The following is a 17,286-nucleotide window of genomic DNA, read 5'->3' as shown; positions in this document are numbered from 1 at the left end:
CTGAACCTGTCCCGTTACGACGACTTATCCTGAAAAGAAAACACACGCCCTGCGGTAAATGTAGCGGCTACCCTTGTTTTTTTCAGCGCCAAGGAGGCCGCCCGGATGCCTGTCCGCCACTACCTGCTTCTGCTCGCCAGCCTGCCCTGCCTGCCCCTGTGGGCGGCCGGGCAAACGGTGCATCGCTGCGAGAACAGCGCCGGGCAGGTGACGTACACGACCCTGAGCTGCGGGCCGGGAGAAAACCTTTCGCTGCAACGGATCAATCCGTATCACCCCGGCACGGTCTCGCCGACGACCGAATCGATGCTGCCGGAAGCCGAGCACCGGCAACTATCCGGCAACAAAACGCCGCGCAAGGAACCGACCGTGGTCGGCCAGTTCGAAGACCGCTGCGCCAACCTCATCACCGCCCGGCAACGTCGCGAAGCAATCATAGGCCGAAGGATTCTCGCCGGCATGAGCCAGCAGGATGTGGAGAGCGCCTTGGGCAAGCCGCACTCGATCAAGGTCAGGAATTCGAGCACACGGTACACCTACGCAACGAAGAAAGGTCGCAGCGCCGAGATCGTGTTCGATGAGAAAGGATGCGTGAAAGGCAAATCGTAGACAGCAAAAAGCCCGCGTCAAACGCGGGCTTTTTGGTGTTTGGTGCACTCGACAGGATTCGAACCTGTGACCGCTCGGTTCGTAGCCGAGTACTCTATCCAGCTGAGCTACGAGTGCAAGTTGTGGTTTTATACCAGATCACAACTGGTTGAAGCCAAGTTATTTGCATCGCTGCAAAAAACTCTTAAATGGTGCACTCGACAGGATTCGAACCTGTGACCGCTCGGTTCGTAGCCGAGTACTCTATCCAGCTGAGCTACGAGTGCATTTGTTGCCGCGCATTATAGGTCGTCAAATCCTTTTGTAAAGCGCTTTTTTCAGTAATTTCAAGCACTTACTGAACAAGCCAGGTTTGACGCACTAAACGAATAATGGCGGAGAACGGGGGATTCGAACCCCCGACACCCTTTTGAGGTGTACTCCCTTAGCAGGGGAGCGCCTTCGGCCACTCGGCCAGCTCTCCGCAACACGGGGCGTATATTAACCACCTTCCTCCCCGTTTGCAAACATAAAAATCGATAAAAATTAATGGCTTGGTTCGTCGTCCTTCTCTTTCTTGATACGCAGGTAAATTTCCTCCCGGTGTACAGCGACCTCTTTCGGGGCGTTGACGCCGATACGCACTTGGTTTCCTTTGACGCCGAGCACGGTCACGGTGATTTCGCCATCGCCAATAATCAGGCTTTCTGCACACCGACGAGTCAGAATCAGCATACCTTTCTCCTCACGCAATTCAGTTCAGGGACAACAGTCGGCAAAAAAAGGCATTGGACCTGCAACCGAAACGGTCGAAGCCTCCAAGCCTAGTATTGACCAGCGCGGGCAAAAGAACAGTTTTGGGACGCGCCATTCAAAAAAACAAAGGGCGCGGCCCAGCCGCGCCCTCAAGGACAACGCTTACTCGCCCTGTCGGGCAGCGGCGTCGAGTTCGAAAGCCGTGTGCAGGGCGCGCACGGCCAGTTCCAGGTACTTCTCTTCGATCACCACGGACACCTTGATTTCCGAGGTGGAGATCATCTGGATGTTGATGGTTTCCTTGGCCAGGGCTTCGAACATACGGCTGGCCACGCCCGCGTGCGAGCGCATGCCGACACCGACGATCGAGACCTTGGCGATCTTGGTATCGCCGACCACTTCCCGGGCACCGATCTCGCCTGCGGTTTTCTTCAGGACCGCTTCAGCAGCCGGGTAGTCGTTGCGGTGCACGGTGAAGGTGAAGTCGGTGGTGTTATCGTGCGAGACGTTCTGCACGATCATGTCGACTTCGATGTTCGCGGCACTGATCGGGCCGAGAATCTTGAACGCCACGCCGGGGGTGTCTGGCACGCCACGGATGGTCAGCTTGGCTTCATCGCGGTTGAAGGCGATGCCGGAAATGATCGGCTGTTCCATGGATTCCTCTTCATCGATAGTAATGAGGGTGCCCGGACCCTCTTTGAAGCTGTGCAGGACGCGCAGCGGAACGTTGTACTTGCCGGCGAATTCGACCGCCCGAATCTGCAACACTTTCGAGCCGAGGCTGGCCATTTCCAGCATCTCTTCGAAGGTGATCTTGTCCAGGCGCTGGGCCACAGGCACCACGCGTGGGTCGGTCGTGTAGACGCCATCCACATCGGTGTAGATCTGGCATTCGTCAGCCTTGAGGGCCGCTGCCAGCGCCACGCCGGTCGTGTCCGAACCGCCACGGCCGAGGGTGGTGATGTTGCCGTGCTCGTCCACGCCCTGGAATCCGGCGACCACGACCACGCGGCCCGCCTTCAGGTCACCGCGAATCTTCTGGTCGTCGATCTGCAGGATACGCGCCTTGTTGTGCGCGCTGTCCGTCAGGATACGAACCTGGTTGCCGGTGTAGGACACCGCCGGCACGCCACGCTTGATCAGCGCCATGGCCAGCAAGGCGATGGTCACCTGCTCGCCGGTGGAAACGATCACGTCCAGCTCGCGGGGAACCGGTTGCTGGTCGCCGCTGATTTGCTTGGCCAGATCGATCAGACGGTTGGTCTCGCCGCTCATTGCCGACAGCACAACCACCAGGTCATCGCCCGCATCACGGAATTTCTTAACCTTGTCGGCGACCTGTTCGATCCGTTCGACAGTGCCGACCGAAGTGCCGCCAAATTTCTGTACGATCAAAGCCATTTCAAAGCCGCCTCTGCCCATGAAGGGCGCCCAATAATCACAACAACGACCGGGCCCGCCACTAGACTGCGAACCCGGGACGCTGCCTTAAATACCCTGCTCTACAAATGCAACGGTCTGGGCCAGTGCCGCGTCCAGTGCGCCGACGTCGGTACCGCCGCCTTGCGCCATGTCCGGACGACCACCGCCCTTACCGCCCACTGCCGCAGCGGCCTGCTTCATCAAATCACCGGCCTTGAGTTGGCCAGTCAGGTCCTTGGTCACGCCTGCGACGAGAACGACCTTTTCCTCATGGACACTGCCGAGCAGGATCACTGCGCGGCCGAGTTTGTTTTTCAGTTGATCGACCAGCGCCAGCAGGCCCTTGCCGTCCTGGCCGTCGAGACGCACGGCCAGCACTTTCACGCCCTTGACGTCCACGGCCTGGGCCGACAGATCGTCGCCCGCCGCGCTGGCGGCCTTGGCCTGCAACTGTTCCAGTTGCTTTTCCAGCAAGCGGTTGCGTTCCAGCACAGCCGACAGCTTGTCGATCAGGTTGTCGCGGCTGCCCTTGATCAGGCTTGCCGCTTCCTTGAGTTGTTCTTCGGCCGCGTTGAGGTACGCCAGGGCCGCAGCGCCGGTGACCGCCTCGATACGGCGCACGCCGGAGGCCACGCCGCCTTCGCTGACGATCTTCAGCAGGCCGATGTCGCCGGTCCGGTTGGCGTGGATGCCACCGCACAGTTCCACGGAGAAATCCCCCATGCTCAGCACGCGCACGCTCTCGCCGTACTTCTCGCCGAACAGCGCCATCGCGCCCTTCTGCTTGGCGGTTTCGATGTCGGTTTCTTCGGTCTCTACCGGGGAGTTCTTGCGGATCTCGGCGTTGACGATGTCTTCCAGCGCCTTGAGCTGCTCCGGTTTGATGGCTTCGAAGTGGCTGAAGTCAAAGCGCAGGCGCTGGCTGTCCACCAGCGAGCCTTTCTGCTGGACGTGCTCGCCCAGTACCTGGCGCAGCGCCGCGTGCAGCAAGTGCGTGGCGGAGTGGTTCAGCGATGTGGCATGGCGAACCTCGGCGTCGACATGGGCTGCCACTGGAGCGGCGACCATCAGGCTGCCGGAAGCCAGCACGCCGTGGTGCAGGAACGCGCCGCCGGTCTTGGTGGTGTCACGCACGTCGAAGCGCGAATTGCCGGCCTGCAGGTAGCCGCTGTCGCCGATCTGACCGCCGGACTCAGCGTAGAACGGTGTCTTGTCCAGCACTATCACGCCTTCCTGGCCTTCGCTCAGGATGTCGACCGATTGCCCGTCCTTGTAGATGGCCACGATCTTGGCCGAACCGGTGGTGCCGGCATAACCGGTGAATTCGGTGGCCACGTCGACCTTGACCAGGCTGTTGTAGTCCATGCCGAAGGCGCTGGCCGAACGCGCACGTACCCGCTGGGCTTCCATCTCGCGCTCGAAACCTTCCTCGTCGAGGGTCAGGTTGCGCTCGCGGGCGATGTCGCCCGTCAGGTCCATCGGGAAACCGTAGGTGTCGTACAGCTTGAACACGACATCGCCCGGCACCACGGAACCCTTGAGCTCGGCCAGGTCTTGTTCGAGGATCTTCAGGCCCTGTTCCAGGGTCTTGGCGAACTGCTCTTCCTCGGCCTTGAGCACGCGTTCGATGTGCGCCTGCTGGGATTTGAGTTCCGGGAAGGCATCGCCCATCTCGGCAGCCAGGGCCGCCACGATCTGGTAGAAGAAGCTGCCCTTGGCACCCAGCTTGTTGCCGTGACGGCAGGCACGACGGATGATCCGGCGCAGCACGTAGCCACGACCTTCGTTGGACGGCAGCACGCCGTCGGCAATCAGGAAGCCGCAGGAGCGGATGTGGTCGGCGACCACTTTCAGCGAAGCCTGGTTGTCATTGGTGCAACCAATGGCCTTGGCCGAAGCGTCCAGCAGGCTCTGGAACAGGTCGATTTCATAGTTGGAGTGAACGTGCTGCAACACCGCACTGATCCGCTCCAGGCCCATGCCGGTGTCGACCGACGGTGCAGGCAGCGGATGCAACACACCGTCGGCGGTGCGGTTGAACTGCATGAACACGTTGTTCCAGATCTCGATGTAGCGGTCGCCGTCTTCTTCCGGCGAGCCGGGTGGGCCGCCCCAGATGTCGGCGCCGTGATCGTAGAAGATCTCGGTGCAAGGGCCGCACGGGCCGGTGTCGCCCATGGTCCAGAAGTTGTCGGAGGCGCAAGGCGCGCCTTTGTTGTCGCCGATGCGCACCATGCGCTCGGCCGGGACACCGACCTCTTTGGTCCAGATGTCATAGGCTTCGTCATCGGTGGCGTAGACCGTGACCCACAGCTTGTCCTTGGGCAGGTTCAGCCACTTGTCGGAGGTCAGGAAGGTCCAGGCGAACGTGATGGCGTCGCGCTTGAAGTAGTCACCGAAGCTGAAGTTACCCAGCATTTCGAAGAACGTGTGGTGACGGGCGGTATAGCCGACGTTTTCCAGGTCGTTGTGCTTGCCGCCGGCGCGCACGCATTTCTGGCTGCTTACCGCACGGGTGTAGGCACGTTTTTCCTGGCCCAGGAAGCAGTCCTTGAACTGGTTCATCCCCGCGTTGGTGAACAGCAGGGTCGGGTCATTGCCCGGAATCAAAGAGCTGGAGGCTACTCGGGTATGGCCTTGCTCTTCGAAGAAGCGAAGGAAGGCTTCACGGATTTCTGCGCTTTTCATTAGGTTCTTCCACGGAGGCTGCGGCCAAAGGCCTGTGCAAAACGTCGACAGACGAAGCAACGGCAAAGGGCCGCATTATATCGGCCCTTCGCCTGGGGTACAGCGTGTTATGCGATAGAAACTGTCAATTGGCTCGCTTGGGCGATCAGTTGCCGGAAAATTCGACGAAAGTGGCGATCACCTGGTCGATTTGCGCACCGCTGACGTCCAGGTGAGTCACCATCCGCAAACGTGGCGCAGCACTGAGCTTGATGCCCCGCTCGGCGGTAAACGCCTTGAGCGCCTCGGCGCGCTCGCCCATTTGCACGTAGACCATGTTGGTCTGTACCGGCTCGACCTCATAGCCCGCCGCGCGCAAGCCCTCGGCGAGTCGCAGGGCGTTGGCGTGGTCATCGGCCAGGCGCTGGACCTGATGGTCCAGGGCATACAGCCCCGCCGCTGCCAGGATCCCGGCTTGGCGCATGGCGCCGCCAACCATCTTGCGCAACCGGCGCGCCTTGCCGATCAACTCGACACTGCCGCACAGGACCGAGCCAACGGGCGCGCCCAGGCCCTTGGAGAGGCACACCGAGACCGAATCGAAATACTGGGTGATGTCCCGCGCATCGACCTCAAGCTTGACCGCCGCGTTGTACAACCGTGCGCCGTCCAGGTGCAGCGCCAGGCCGTGCTCGCGGGTGAAGCGCCGGGCCTGGGCCAGGTAGTCCAGCGGCAGCACTTTGCCCTGCATGGTGTTTTCCAGGGCCAGCAGGCGGGTCCGGGCGAAGTGGAAGTCGTCGGGCTTGATGGCCGCAGCCACCTGGGCCAGGTCCAGGGAGCCATCGGCTTGCACTTCAAGCGGCTGCGGCTGGATCGACCCGAGCACCGCCGCCCCGCCGCCTTCGTATTTATAAGTGTGGGCCTGTTGGCCGACGATGTACTCATCGCCGCGTTCGCAGTGGGCCATCAATCCCAGCAGGTTGCTCATGGTGCCGCTGGGTACGAACAGTGCCGCCGCAAAGCCCAGGCGCCCGGCAAGTTCGGCTTCGAGGCGGTTGACGGTCGGGTCTTCGCCATACACATCGTCGCCGGTCGGTGCGCTGGCCATGGCATCGAGCATGCCGGCGGAAGGTTGGGTGACCGTGTCACTGCGAAGATCGATAACACTCATGAATCTGGCCTCGGGTTCTGGTGGCGGGAATTCCCTTTCGAAGGGCAATTACTGCGGTCATGGTGGGAAATAATCAAGGCTGGGCGCAGGAAATTCCGTGGTGAGGGCGTTTGCTCCCGCTCGGCCGGGCTGGCGCTCCAGTGCGCAGCAACTGCCAGGAATGGGCCTGCTTCGCAGTCCAGCGGGAGCAAGCTCCCTCGCCACAGAGACGTCGTGCCAGGCAGTATTGGTGTGACTGACCCGACGCCACCGCGAGCAAACTTTGCTCCCACCGCTCGCCCCCACAAGAGGATATGTGTTAAAAATCGTTCGCCGCCACACAGCGTGGCGGCACAAACGTTCTCAGGGCGGGGTGTAACTCCCCACCGGCGGTAATTGCACGCAAGGTGCATAGCCCGCGAGCGCTTGGCGATACACGGCTTCTGCGGTGTGACGGCAAGGTCAGCAGACCCGGTGTGATTCCGGGGCCGACGGTCATAGTCCGGATGAAGAGAGAACGGGATTGACACCCAAGGGCCGCTTGCGACCGTCTGTTCGCGGCGTACCCTCGAATCCCCTTCGATTCATGACGCCCTGTTTTTCACACAAACAGGAACCAGAACATGCAACCCACTGCAATCGATAGCAAAACCAAACACTCGGGCGAGCGCGTCGCGTTCATCCAGGCCTGCTGGCACAAGGAAATCGTCGACCAGAGCCGCAACGGCTTCGTCGCTGAAATGATCAACCAGGGCTATCAGGAAAGCGATATCGACTTCTTCGAAGTCGGCGGCGCCTTTGAAATCCCGCTGCACGCCAAGCTGCTGGCCAAGTCGGGCCGCTACGCCGGCATCGTCGCCGCCGGCCTGGTGGTGGATGGCGGTATCTATCGCCATGAGTTCGTTGCCCAATCGGTGATCAGCGGCCTGATGCAGGTTCAACTGGAAACCGAAGTGCCGGTGTTCTCGGTGGTGCTGACGCCGCATCACTTCCACGCCGGGGAAGAGCACCAGAAGTTCTTCTTCGAACATTTCGTGCACAAGGGCCAGGAAGCCGCGAAGACCTGCGCCGACACCCTGCACAAGACCCGGGCATTGCGTCGCACCGAGCCGCGTGCGGTAGCGATCTGACGACCCCTTCCTGTGGGAGCGAGCTTGCTCGCGAAAACGGTGTGTCAGCCGCTGCACAGGTGGCTGACCTGACGCCTTCGCGGGCAAGCCCGCTCCCACAGGGTTTCTGCTTGCCGCAGATATCGCAGTCACCACAAAAACAACTGTGGGAGCGGGCTTGCCCGCGAAGGCGTTGTGTCAGCCAACTAAAATGTTGCTGTCATACCGCTTTCGCGAGCAAGCTCGCTCCCACAGGGGGTTTGTGTCGGGCCCGAGAACCAGGTCAGGCCAGGTTCTCGTCAGTCGCCGGCACGATCAGGATCCCGGCCCGCAAGCCGTTCTTGACCTTGGGGTTGGGGAAGATGATGCGGGCGCCCTCCTCCTCGATCACCCAGCGGGTCTGGGCGATGTCTTCGGCCAGCACATAGCCTTTTTCCAGTTCCGAGAAGTTCTCGATGTCCGCCGGCAGATTCAGGCGGAAATTGTCGCTGTGCTTGATGATTTCCCGCGCCACATTGAACAGTTGCAAGCCGTCGAGCCCGTCATCCAGCTCCGGCTCGTTGCCTTCGATGATCTGTTGCAAGCGGGTTTCCAGCTGGCTGACGTTGACACCGTCGTTCTGCCCGAATGGCCGCGCCTTGCCCAGCTCCAGGGTGAAAGACTCGGCACCCAGCTGTTCGTAGGTGTAGGCGCTGAAGACGATGGAAGGTTTGTTCTGCAACAGCACCGCCTCCATCCCCGCCGCCCGCAGGCGCGCCAGTTCACGGCGTGAGTGCGGGCGACCCTCCTTCCACGGGTACAGGGCAAACTGCTCGATTTTCGAGCCGCGGATGGCGGTGTGCAGGTCATAGTGCAAGCGACTGCGTTCCGGGCGATTGAAGAAACTGGCGGCCAGTCGCTCCAGTTCGCAGGCGCGCAACGCCTCGGGGCCGCCGCTCAGTTCGTGACGCCCGTTGAACAGCCGGTTGACGTCCTGCTCGACGAAACGCTCGCCCCGCCGAATGGCCTCGGGGTTGCCGAACAGGAACAGAATGCGTGCCCGGGGCTTGAGGACTCCACGGGCGATGTCATGCAGCAAGCGATCGAGCAACTCGATCGGCGCGGTCTCGTTGCCATGGATACCGGCCGACAGCAGCAGGTCCAGGCCGTTATCCCGGGCTTCGGGCGGCTTGACCTCCAGCGCGCCTTCGCTCAACCAGCGCATCCGTACGCCTTCGACTGTCAGTTGAGTCTTCTCCGCCGGTTCACGGCCGGCGAGGGTCAGTTCAAGCAGTTTGCCGAGGGCGAGCATAGCGCGGTTTCCTTAATGGTCGTGGCCGCAATCCGGGCCATGGACATGGTCATCGTCGCCGACGTCCGCCGGTTCCATTTCCAGTTGCAGGCTGACCAGGTTGGTCGCCAATGGACGCAACAACAGGTTGGCGTATTCCTCGTCCCCTTCCTCGACGTCCACGCCGATCAGCAACTGGCCGCGGCCGTCCTGCTGGATCCACAGCTCCTTGCCTTGCCACATCACCGCGACGCGGGTGCAGGAGGTTTCCAGTTGGGTGCCATCGGTGTCTTCAAGAATCAGCTGCAGGCCATCGCTCATGTTTTTACGTTCTCGTCTGGGGATAAGGCAACGCGCCCTGCTTTGACTGTAGTCAGGTCGCGCGCGCTTTCAATTGATCTGGAAAGGATAAACCGCGCCAAGTTTAAGGATTTGTGTCAGTTCATCCAGTGCCGCACGGCATTCGAGCAGCAACTGCGGGTCTGCCAGGTCGTTTTCGGTCATGCGGTCGCGGTAGTGCCGCTCGACCCATTGAGTCAGTGACTCGTACAGCGGCGCGGTCATGATAACCCCTGGGTTGACGGCCGCCAGCTCGGTTTCATTGAGCGCCACGCGCAACCTCAGGCACGCTGGGCCACCGCCGTTCTGCATGCTTTGCTTAAGGTCGAAGACCTTCACTTCGCGGATCACCCCGCCCGAGGCCAGCAAGCCTTGCAGGTACTGCCAGACGCGCTCGTTGCTGCGGCATTCTTCCGGCACGATCAACAGCATCGAGCCATCGGCACGCGACAGCAGTTGGCTGTTGAACAAGTAGGAACGGACCGCATCATCGACCGTCACCGCCGAACGCGGCACGCACACGGCCTGGAACTTCCCGCCGACCTTGGCGAGCTTGTCGCCCAGCTCGGCCAGCAGCTTGTCAGTCTCAAGGAAGGCATCCTCGTGGTAGAACAGCACTTCGCCGTTGCCGACCGCGATCACGTCGTTGTGAAACACGCCCTGGTCGATCACCGACGGGTTCTGTTGTGCATACACCACACCGTCCTCGCTCAGCCCGTGCAGGCGCGCGACGGCGCGGGACGCTTCGAGTGTCTGGCGCGCCGGGTACTTCTGCGGGGCCGGGTAACGCATGTCGAAGGCGCTGCGGCCGAACACGAAGAACTCCACGCCGGCTTCGCCGTAGGCGCGGCAGAAACGCGTGTGGTTGGCGGCGCCTTCATCGCCGAACTGCGCCACCGCCGGTAAGGCGGCGTGATGGGCGAAGTGTTTCTGGTCGGCGAACATCGCGCCCAGCACGCGACTGGTGGTGGGGTGCTCGATGCTGCGGTGGTACTTGCAGTTCAGGTTGGCGGCGGTGAAATGCACGCGCCCGTCAGCAGTGTCGGCACTCGGGCTGACGGTGGCGGCGTTGGCCACCCACATGCTGGAAGCCGAGCAACTGGCGACCAACAGGGGCATCGCTTCCTTCGCCGCCTGCTGGATGACCTGGGCATCGCTGCCAGCAAAGCCCAACCGACGCAGAGCAGCCACGTCTGGACGTTCTTGCGGCGCCAGCACGCCTTGCGTAAAGCCCATGTCCATCAGCGCCTTCATCTTCGAAAGGCCCTGCAACGCCGCTTCCTTGGGGTTGGAGGACTGCTGGCTGTTGCTCTGGGACGCGACGTTGCCGTACGAGAGCCCGCCGTAGTTATGGGTCGGCCCCACTAGACCGTCAAAGTTGACTTCATAGGATTTCATCAGCGAGGCTCCACGAGAATCTGTTTTTATAGGCATCAAATAACAACCGCGGCGCGGCTATCGCGAGCAAGCTCGCTCCCACAGGGCCTTGCACTGTCCTTGTGGGAGCGAGCTTGCTCGCGATCGGGGTTCACACCATTCTCACGCCGGGGGTCAGGGCAGCCGGCATGACGAGGCTCGGCGTTTCCAGGGATGCCACCGGGTATGCGCAATAATCGGCCGCGTAGTAAGCACTGGCGCGATGGTTGCCCGAAGCACCCACACCGCCGAACGGCGCGCTGCTGGCGGCGCCGGTCAGTTGTTTGTTCCAGTTGACGATACCGGCACGGCTTTGCAGCCAGAACTGCTGGTAACGTGCCTCCGAGTCCGACAGCAACCCGGCGGCCAGGCCATATTGCGTGTTGTTGGCCTCGGCGATCGCCGCGGGGAAATCCGCGTAGCGAATCACTTGCAGCAACGGCCCGAACAGCTCTTCGTCCGGACGCTCGGCCACGGCCGTCACGTCGAGGATGCCTGGGGTCAGCAAGGCCGCCTGGGCCTGGGGCTGGGTCATGGCCAGCAGCGGCACGGCGCCCTTGCCCAGCAGGTGGTTCTGCGCATCCATCAGCGCTTTCGCGGCGCCGAGGGAAATCACCGAGCCCATGAACGGCGCCGGTTGCTGGTCGAAGGCCCCCACCTGCAGGGCCGCGCTGACCGCCACCAGGCGCGCCAGCAACGCATCGCCCCAGGCGCCTTCCGGCACCAGCAGGCGGCGCGCGCAGGTGCAGCGCTGCCCGGCAGAAATGAAGGCCGACTGGATGATGGTGTAGACCGCCGCCTCGACGTCCGCCACCTCGTCCACCACCAGCGGGTTGTTACCGCCCATTTCCAGCGCCAGGATCTTGTCCGGGCGCCCGGAGAATTGTTGATGCAGCAGATTGCCAGTGCGGCTCGAACCGGTGAAAAACAACCCGTCGATGCCCGGGTTCGCCGCCAGGGCGATGCCGGTTTCCCGCGCACCTTGCAGCAGGTTCAGCACGCCCGCCGGCAGGCCGGCCTCGACCCAGCACTGGACCGTCAGCTCGGCGACTTTCGGCGTCAGCTCACTGGGCTTGAACAGCACGCTGTTGCCCGCCAGCAGTGCCGGCACGATGTGCCCGTTCGGCAGGTGACCGGGGAAATTGTACGGGCCGAACACCGCCACCACGCCGTGAGGCTTGTGCCGCAGCACGGCCGTGGCATCGCCCAGGGGGGCGCTCTTTTCCCCGGTGCGCTCACGGTAGCTCTGGATCGAGATCGCCACCTTGTTGACCATGCTGGTGACTTCGGTGGCCGCTTCCCACAACGGCTTGCCCGTTTCTTCACCGATGCAGCGGGCCAGTTCGTCGGCGCGATTTTTCAGGGTCGCGGCAAAGACTTCCAACACCTGGATGCGCTCATCCAGCGAACGCCGGGCCCACTCCGGGAACGCCTGGCGCGCCGCCTGCACGGCTGACTCCACTTGCGCCGCCGTGGCGCCCTTGCCTGCCCACAACACCTGCTGGGTCACCGGGTTCAACGACTCGAAGACGTCACCCTGGCCTTCCAGCCAACTGCCTGCGATGTACAGCGAATTCATTATTTCGACTCCCGAGCAGCGGACAACGCAACGGCACGTACCTGGTCGCCGGCGTTGAGTTGAAGGCGTTTGGCGGTCAGCGGATCGACCACCAGGGTGCCCGCGGCGAAGCGCGCCGGGGCTGCCGTGATGCGGCAGTCTTCGCGCTTGCGGTTATGGATGAGGAACGGCGTGGCGTCATCGCCCGGGGTGCCGATGGCGAGCACCAGCGCCTGGCTGTCGCGAATCGCGCGGATCTTGCCGGTCTCGCATTCCACGGCCGGGCCGGCGTCGAAAATGTCGACGTAGCCCTGGTAACTGAAGCCTTCGCTCTTGAGCATCGACAGCGCCGGCTCCGTGTCCGGATGCACCTGGCCAATCACGGCCCGAGCGTCTTCGGACAGGAAGCAGGTGTAGAGCGGGAACTTGGGCATCAGTTCGGCGATGAACGCCTTGTTGCCCACCCCGGTCAGGTAGTCGGCCTGGCTGAATTCCATCTTGAAGAAGTGCCGGCCCAGGCTTTCCCAGAACGGCGAGCGGCCGTGGTCGTCGGACATGCCACGCATTTCGGCGATGATCTTGCTGCCGAACAGATGCGCGAATTCGGCAATGAACAGCAGCCGCGCCTTGGCCAGCAGGCGGCCGTTGAGGCCCGTGCGATAGTCGGCGTGCAGGAACAGCGAGCACAGTTCGGAATTGCCGGTCAGGTCGTTGGCCAGGAACAGCGTCGGGATCTCCCGGTAGATGTTCAACTCCTGGGAAGCGCTGACCGTCAGGCCGACCCGGAAGTTGTACCAGGGCTCACGCAGCCCCACGGCCCCGGCGATGGCGGAAATCCCCACCACCCGGCCGTCGTCGTCCTCGAGCACGAACAGATAGTCCGCGTCACCGCGCCCGGCCTCACCGCGAAAGGTCTTCTCGGCCCAGCCGACCCGATGGGCCAGGCGCTCTTCGTTGGCCGGCAAGGTGGTCAGGCCGGTGCCGGTGCTACGGGCCAGGGCGATCAGAGCGGGTAAATCGCTGCTGCGTACGGGACGAACGATCATGCTATCTCCTCAGACGGGCCGCTCACGCCACCCGCGAAACTCATTAAACCGCCACCAGGCGTACGCTGGCACCTTCGCCGACACCCAGGGCCTCGGCCGCTTCCATGTCCAGCGTCACAGGCTTGCCCGGCGCGTAATCCAGCTCCAGCAGCACGGCGCGGTAATCCTGCAACAGGGCATTGGCCACCAGGTATTGCCGGCCGGCGCCCTTGACCGGTTCGCCGATCTTGACCGGCACCACGCGGCTCTGGGCAATCGAGCGGATCCCCGAGACACGGGCGTGCAGGGTCGGGCCGCCATCGAAGATGTCGATGTAGTGATCGGTCTCGAAACCCTCGCGCATCAGGATGTCGAAGGTGATCTGCGCGCGCGGGTGGACCTGGCCCATGGCTTCCTGGGCGGCGTCCGGCAACAGCGGCACGTAGATCGGGTAATGGGGCATCAGCTCGGCGAGGAAGGTGCGGCTTTTCAGCCCGCACAGACGCTCGGCGGCGGCGTAGTTGAGGTCGAAGAAATTGCGCCCGATGGCGTCCCAGAACGGCGAATCACCGTTCTCGTCGCTGTAGCCGACGATCTCGGTCACCACCGAATCGGCGAAGCGCTCCGGGTGGCTGGCGACGAACAGCAGGCGGCCACGGGAGTTGAGTTCCGACCACGGCGAGCCGACCAGTTCCGGGACCACGTAGAAGCTGGTCAGCAGGCTGTTGCCGGTCAGGTCGTGGCACTGGGAGAGCACGTGGATCTTGTTGTGGATCTTCAGCTCACGGGAGGCGTGGACGAAGGTTTCGTTGCGAAAGCTGTAGAACGGTTCGGAATAGCCCGCCGACGCGACGATCGCCGAACAACCCGCCAACTTGCCGGTGGCGGTGTCTTCAAGGACAAAGAAATAGCTCTCCTCGCCGTTGAAACTGACTTCGGCGGCAAACGAGGCTTCGCTCGCGGCGATCTTGTCGCTCAAGCGTTCCACGTCATCCGGCAAGGAGGTGACACCGATCGGACTGTCCGCAGCCAGACGCTGTACCTCGCCCAGATCAGCCATTTGCGCGGGGCGCATCACCAGCATGGTGTCACTCCTTAACTTGAAATAAAGGGTTCGACCGAAAGGATCGATACACAAGAAAAAATACCGGGTTTACTGCCCGTCTGTGACCACCGCCCTCTGTGGGAGCGAGCTTGCTCGCGATGGCGGTGGCACATTCAACATTGATGCAAGCAGGACCACCGCTTTCGCGAGCAAGCTCGCTCCCACAGTGGACCCGGTTCAGCTGAAATGGATCAAGCCTGGGTCAGCTTCGCCGCAGCCTTCTCGAAACGGTCCAGGCCGGCGTCGATGTCGGCGTCTTCCACCACCAGGCTCGGGGCGAAACGAATCACGTCCGGGCCGGCTTGCAGGATCATCAGGCCTTCCTGTTCGGCGGCGTTGAAGATGTCCTTGGCCTTGCCTTTCCAGGCATCGTTCAGCACGCAGCCGATCAACAGGCCCAGACCGCGCACCTGGGTGAACAGGCCGTACTTCTGGCCGATCTGCTCCAGGCGGGTCTTGAACTTGTCATGCTTGGCCTTGACGCCGCCGAGCACCTGCGGGGTGTTGACCACGTCGATCACCGCTTCGGCCACCGCGCACGCCAACGGGTTGCCACCGTAGGTGGTGCCGTGGGTGCCAACCACCAGGTGCTTGGCCAGCGCCTCGGTGGTGAGCATCGCCGCGATCGGGAAACCACCGCCCAGGCTCTTGGCGCTGGTGAGGATGTCCGGGATCACGCCGTAGTGCATGTAGGCGAACAGCTCGCCGCTGCGGCCCATGCCGGTCTGCACTTCGTCGAACACCAGCAGTGCATTGTGCGCATCGCACAGCTCGCGGGCGCCTTGCAGGTAGGCCAGCTCGGCCGGCAGCACACCGCCCTCGCCCTGGATCGGCTCCAGCACCACGGCGCAGGTCTTGTCCGAAACAGCCGCTTTCAATGCGGCCAGGTCGTTATAGGGAACGTGGGTGATGCCGGTGATTTTAGGCCCGAAACCGTCGGAGTACTTCGACTGCCCGCCGACGTTGACGGTAAACAGCGTGCGGCCATGGAAGCTGTTGAGTGCGGCGATGATTTCGTACTTCTCGCTGCCATAGCGATCGAACGCCACGCGACGGGCCAGCTTGAAGGCGGCCTCGTTGGCTTCGGCGCCGGAGTTGCAGAAAAACGCGCGCTCGGCGAAGGTCGCGTCGATCAGCTTGTGGGCCAGGCGCAGGGCCGGCTCATTGGTGAATACGTTGGACACGTGCCACAGCTTGTTGGCCTGCTCGGTCAGTGCACCGACCAGCGCCGGGTGGGCATGCCCCAGCACGTTGACTGCGATACCGCCGGCAAAGTCGATCAGCTCGCGACCAGACTGGTCCCACACGCGCGAACCGGCGCCACGCACAGGTATGAAGGCAGCTGGGGCATAGTTGGGCACCATGACCTGGTCAAAATCGGCGCGTTGTACCGCGGCTTGCTCAACGGACATCGGAGTCTCCTGAAGAGAAACACTCGCCTGGAATGGCGAGCGATGAAGGGATTGTAAGGACAGTTTTCAGCCCGGCCTTGTCGCCAAGCGACAACTTCTTATAGCGCCAACCCACGTTTTCAGCGGGTTTACGGCAATGCGACAAATTGCGTCGCAAAGGCGCAGTTTAAACGTTGCCAGGGGGTTTGAGGCACTCGCTTCCACATTTCCGCTGCCAGACACAACTGGAACTCGAGAAGAGTTATCCGTGGCGAGGGAGCTTGCTCCCGCTGGGGCGCGCAGCGTCCCCCAGAAAAGCCAGCCGTTCAATCTGACGCACCGAAGTTACCGTTTGGGTCCGCTTCGCGGCCCAGCGGGAGCAAGCTCCCTCGCCACAGGTAAGTTGCCTTACCACAGGAGCCTCATCTGCCCTAGCCCCGTTCGGACGGCACCGAGGAGAGTTCGAACGGGCTGCTGCTGCGTCGCTGGTTGCGGTCTTCGCGGGGGGTCGCGCCGAAGAAGTTGCGGTAGGCGCTGGAGAAATGCGGGCCCGAGGAGAACCCGCAGGACAAGCCGATCTGGATGATGGATTTGCTGGTTTGCATCAGCATCTGCCGGGCCTTGTTCAGGCGCAGCTCCAGGTAGTACTGGCTGGGTACGCGGTTGAGGTACTGCTTGAAGATCCGCTCCAGTTGCCGGCGGGACACGCACACATGCTGGGCGATTTCGTCGGTGGTCAGCGGCTCTTCGATGTTCGCCTCCATCAGCAACACCGCCTGGGTGAGCTTCGGGTGACTGGAACCGAGGCGGTTCTGCAACGGGATGCGCTGGCGCTCGCCACCCTCGCGGATGCGCTCGACCACCAGCTCTTCCGACACCGCACCGGCCAGTTCCGCGCCGTGGTCCCGGGCCAGCACCGCCAACAGCAGGTCGAGCACCGACATGCCGCCGCAGGCGGTCAGGCGATCGCGGTCCCAGTCGAACAGATGGCTGGTGGCAATGACCTTGGGAAAACGTTCGGAGAAATCATCCTGCCAGCGCCAGTGCACGGCAGCGCGGTAACCGTCGAGCAGCCCCAACTGGGCCAGGGGATAGACACCGGCGGACAAGCCACCGATCACGCACCCGGCCCGCACCAATTGCTTGAGGGCGCTGCCCAGGGAAGAGGCGAGCACCGTCGGCGGCTCATCGGCCAACAGGAACAGCTTCTGGAAGCCTTCGAGCTTGCCGGCCCAGGGTTCGCCGGGCAATTGCCAGGCGCCTTCGACCGCCGGCTCGGCCTGCAGGAACGAGAGCTCGTAGACCACCTCTGGATGCACCCGCTGGGCAACACGCAAGGCCTCCTCGGCCAGCGCCAGCGTCAAGGCTTTCGTGCTGGGCCAAATCAGGAAACCAATTCGATGGGCGGTCATGGCGGGCAATCCAAAGCGAAAACAGTGTTAAAGCCAGAAGCGGCTGCAACCAAGTTAGACCATCTGGCGCGCGGT

General features: G+C 62.5%; 14 protein-coding genes, 3 tRNA genes and 1 riboswitch. Of the genes, 2 read left to right on the top strand and 15 right to left on the bottom strand.

Annotated features, from left to right (window positions below):
* Positions 1–105: 105 nt before the first annotated feature.
* Positions 106–609, top strand: coding sequence for a cell envelope protein SmpA (locus AD664_RS17345; protein WP_053148149.1), 504 nt, complete (start codon positions 106–108; stop codon positions 607–609).
* Between the two features lie 40 nt (positions 610–649).
* Here the strand turns inward: AD664_RS17345 and AD664_RS17340 are convergent.
* From AD664_RS17340 to ltaE, 7 genes are all read right to left on the bottom strand, one after another.
* Positions 650–726, bottom strand: a tRNA-Arg gene (locus AD664_RS17340).
* A 72-nt stretch (positions 727–798) separates the two neighbouring features.
* A tRNA-Arg gene (locus AD664_RS17335) sits at positions 799–875 on the bottom strand.
* 106 nt (positions 876–981) lie between these two features.
* Positions 982–1,072 (bottom strand) — tRNA-Ser (locus tag AD664_RS17330).
* Between the two features lie 62 nt (positions 1,073–1,134).
* Positions 1,135–1,323 (bottom strand): carbon storage regulator CsrA, encoded by a 189-nt coding sequence (gene csrA, locus AD664_RS17325; protein WP_003178872.1) that lies wholly within the window; start codon positions 1,321–1,323, stop codon positions 1,135–1,137.
* Positions 1,324–1,506: 183 nt separating this feature from the next.
* Positions 1,507–2,748, bottom strand: a complete 1,242-nt coding sequence (locus tag AD664_RS17320) for an aspartate kinase (RefSeq protein ID WP_042728509.1) — start codon at positions 2,746–2,748, stop codon at positions 1,507–1,509.
* Positions 2,749–2,835: 87 nt separating this feature from the next.
* On the bottom strand, positions 2,836–5,457 hold the full coding sequence (gene alaS, locus AD664_RS17315) for an alanine--tRNA ligase (RefSeq protein WP_053148147.1): 2,622 nt from the start codon (positions 5,455–5,457) through the stop codon (positions 2,836–2,838).
* Positions 5,458–5,602: 145 nt separating this feature from the next.
* Positions 5,603–6,607 carry a low-specificity L-threonine aldolase gene (gene ltaE, locus AD664_RS17310; protein ID WP_053148145.1) on the bottom strand — a complete coding sequence of 335 codons (1,005 nt, stop codon included), beginning with the start codon at positions 6,605–6,607 and terminating at the stop codon, positions 5,603–5,605.
* Positions 6,608–6,941: 334 nt separating this feature from the next.
* A riboswitch (FMN riboswitch) is annotated at positions 6,942–7,109 on the top strand.
* A gap of 100 nt (positions 7,110–7,209) precedes the next feature.
* Here ltaE and AD664_RS17305 point away from each other — a divergent pair.
* Complete coding sequence (locus tag AD664_RS17305) at positions 7,210–7,716, top strand: 6,7-dimethyl-8-ribityllumazine synthase (RefSeq protein WP_053148144.1); 507 nt, start codon at positions 7,210–7,212, stop codon at positions 7,714–7,716.
* A 262-nt stretch (positions 7,717–7,978) separates the two neighbouring features.
* Here AD664_RS17305 and astE read toward each other — a convergent pair whose 3' ends face one another.
* The 8 genes from astE to argR form a co-directional block, all read right to left on the bottom strand.
* Positions 7,979–8,986 carry a succinylglutamate desuccinylase gene (gene astE / locus AD664_RS17300; RefSeq protein WP_053148143.1) on the bottom strand — a complete coding sequence of 336 codons (1,008 nt, stop codon included), beginning with the start codon at positions 8,984–8,986 and terminating at the stop codon, positions 7,979–7,981.
* A gap of 12 nt (positions 8,987–8,998) precedes the next feature.
* The gene (locus AD664_RS17295) at positions 8,999–9,286 is read right to left on the bottom strand and encodes a hypothetical protein (RefSeq protein ID WP_042728514.1); all 288 of its coding nucleotides are present in this window, start codon (positions 9,284–9,286) and stop codon (positions 8,999–9,001) included.
* Positions 9,287–9,355: 69 nt separating this feature from the next.
* Positions 9,356–10,702 carry an N-succinylarginine dihydrolase gene (astB, locus tag AD664_RS17290; protein ID WP_042728515.1) on the bottom strand — a complete coding sequence of 449 codons (1,347 nt, stop codon included), beginning with the start codon at positions 10,700–10,702 and terminating at the stop codon, positions 9,356–9,358.
* A gap of 130 nt (positions 10,703–10,832) precedes the next feature.
* Positions 10,833–12,302 (bottom strand): succinylglutamate-semialdehyde dehydrogenase, encoded by a 1,470-nt coding sequence (astD, locus tag AD664_RS17285; RefSeq protein ID WP_172679739.1) that lies wholly within the window; start codon positions 12,300–12,302, stop codon positions 10,833–10,835.
* Positions 12,299–13,324: an arginine N-succinyltransferase gene (gene astA / locus AD664_RS17280; RefSeq protein ID WP_053148141.1), complete on the bottom strand. Its 1,026-nt coding sequence runs from the start codon at positions 13,322–13,324 to the stop codon at positions 12,299–12,301. Before astA ends, astD begins: the two co-directional genes overlap by 4 nt.
* A 43-nt stretch (positions 13,325–13,367) precedes the next feature.
* Positions 13,368–14,387: an arginine/ornithine succinyltransferase subunit alpha gene (aruF, locus tag AD664_RS17275; protein WP_042728518.1), complete on the bottom strand. Its 1,020-nt coding sequence runs from the start codon at positions 14,385–14,387 to the stop codon at positions 13,368–13,370.
* A gap of 212 nt (positions 14,388–14,599) precedes the next feature.
* Entirely contained in the window at positions 14,600–15,820 is a 1,221-nt protein-coding gene (locus AD664_RS17270) for an aspartate aminotransferase family protein (protein ID WP_053148140.1), read from the bottom strand.
* A gap of 410 nt (positions 15,821–16,230) precedes the next feature.
* Positions 16,231–17,211, bottom strand: a complete 981-nt coding sequence (gene argR, locus AD664_RS17265) for a transcriptional regulator ArgR (RefSeq protein ID WP_042732895.1) — start codon at positions 17,209–17,211, stop codon at positions 16,231–16,233.
* Between the last annotated feature and the right edge of the window lie 75 nt (positions 17,212–17,286).

The sequence above is a fragment of the Pseudomonas sp. P97.38 genome (assembly GCF_001269745.1).
GTDB lineage: Bacteria > Pseudomonadota > Gammaproteobacteria > Pseudomonadales > Pseudomonadaceae > Aquipseudomonas > Aquipseudomonas chlororaphis_E.
This window is presented reverse-complemented; position numbering and strand designations above follow the sequence as displayed.

What these genes read in the sequence shown, in the direction of transcription:
- AD664_RS17345 (WP_053148149.1), top strand. Translation starts at nt 106, where the DNA reads ATGCCTGTCCGCCACTACCTGCTTCTGCTCGCCAGCCTGCCCTGCCTG.
- csrA (WP_003178872.1), bottom strand. Translation starts at nt 1,323, where the DNA reads ATGCTGATTCTGACTCGTCGGTGTGCAGAAAGCCTGATTATTGGCGAT.
- AD664_RS17320 (WP_042728509.1), bottom strand. Translation starts at nt 2,748, where the DNA reads ATGGCTTTGATCGTACAGAAATTTGGCGGCACTTCGGTCGGCACTGTC.
- alaS (WP_053148147.1), bottom strand. Translation starts at nt 5,457, where the DNA reads ATGAAAAGCGCAGAAATCCGTGAAGCCTTCCTTCGCTTCTTCGAAGAG.
- ltaE (WP_053148145.1), bottom strand. Translation starts at nt 6,607, where the DNA reads ATGAGTGTTATCGATCTTCGCAGTGACACGGTCACCCAACCTTCCGCC.
- AD664_RS17305 (WP_053148144.1), top strand. Translation starts at nt 7,210, where the DNA reads ATGCAACCCACTGCAATCGATAGCAAAACCAAACACTCGGGCGAGCGC.
- astE (WP_053148143.1), bottom strand. Translation starts at nt 8,986, where the DNA reads ATGCTCGCCCTCGGCAAACTGCTTGAACTGACCCTCGCCGGCCGTGAA.
- AD664_RS17295 (WP_042728514.1), bottom strand. Translation starts at nt 9,286, where the DNA reads ATGAGCGATGGCCTGCAGCTGATTCTTGAAGACACCGATGGCACCCAA.
- astB (WP_042728515.1), bottom strand. Translation starts at nt 10,702, where the DNA reads ATGAAATCCTATGAAGTCAACTTTGACGGTCTAGTGGGGCCGACCCAT.
- astA (WP_053148141.1), bottom strand. Translation starts at nt 13,324, where the DNA reads ATGATCGTTCGTCCCGTACGCAGCAGCGATTTACCCGCTCTGATCGCC.
- aruF (WP_042728518.1), bottom strand. Translation starts at nt 14,387, where the DNA reads ATGCTGGTGATGCGCCCCGCGCAAATGGCTGATCTGGGCGAGGTACAG.
- AD664_RS17270 (WP_053148140.1), bottom strand. Translation starts at nt 15,820, where the DNA reads ATGTCCGTTGAGCAAGCCGCGGTACAACGCGCCGATTTTGACCAGGTC.
- argR (WP_042732895.1), bottom strand. Translation starts at nt 17,211, where the DNA reads ATGACCGCCCATCGAATTGGTTTCCTGATTTGGCCCAGCACGAAAGCC.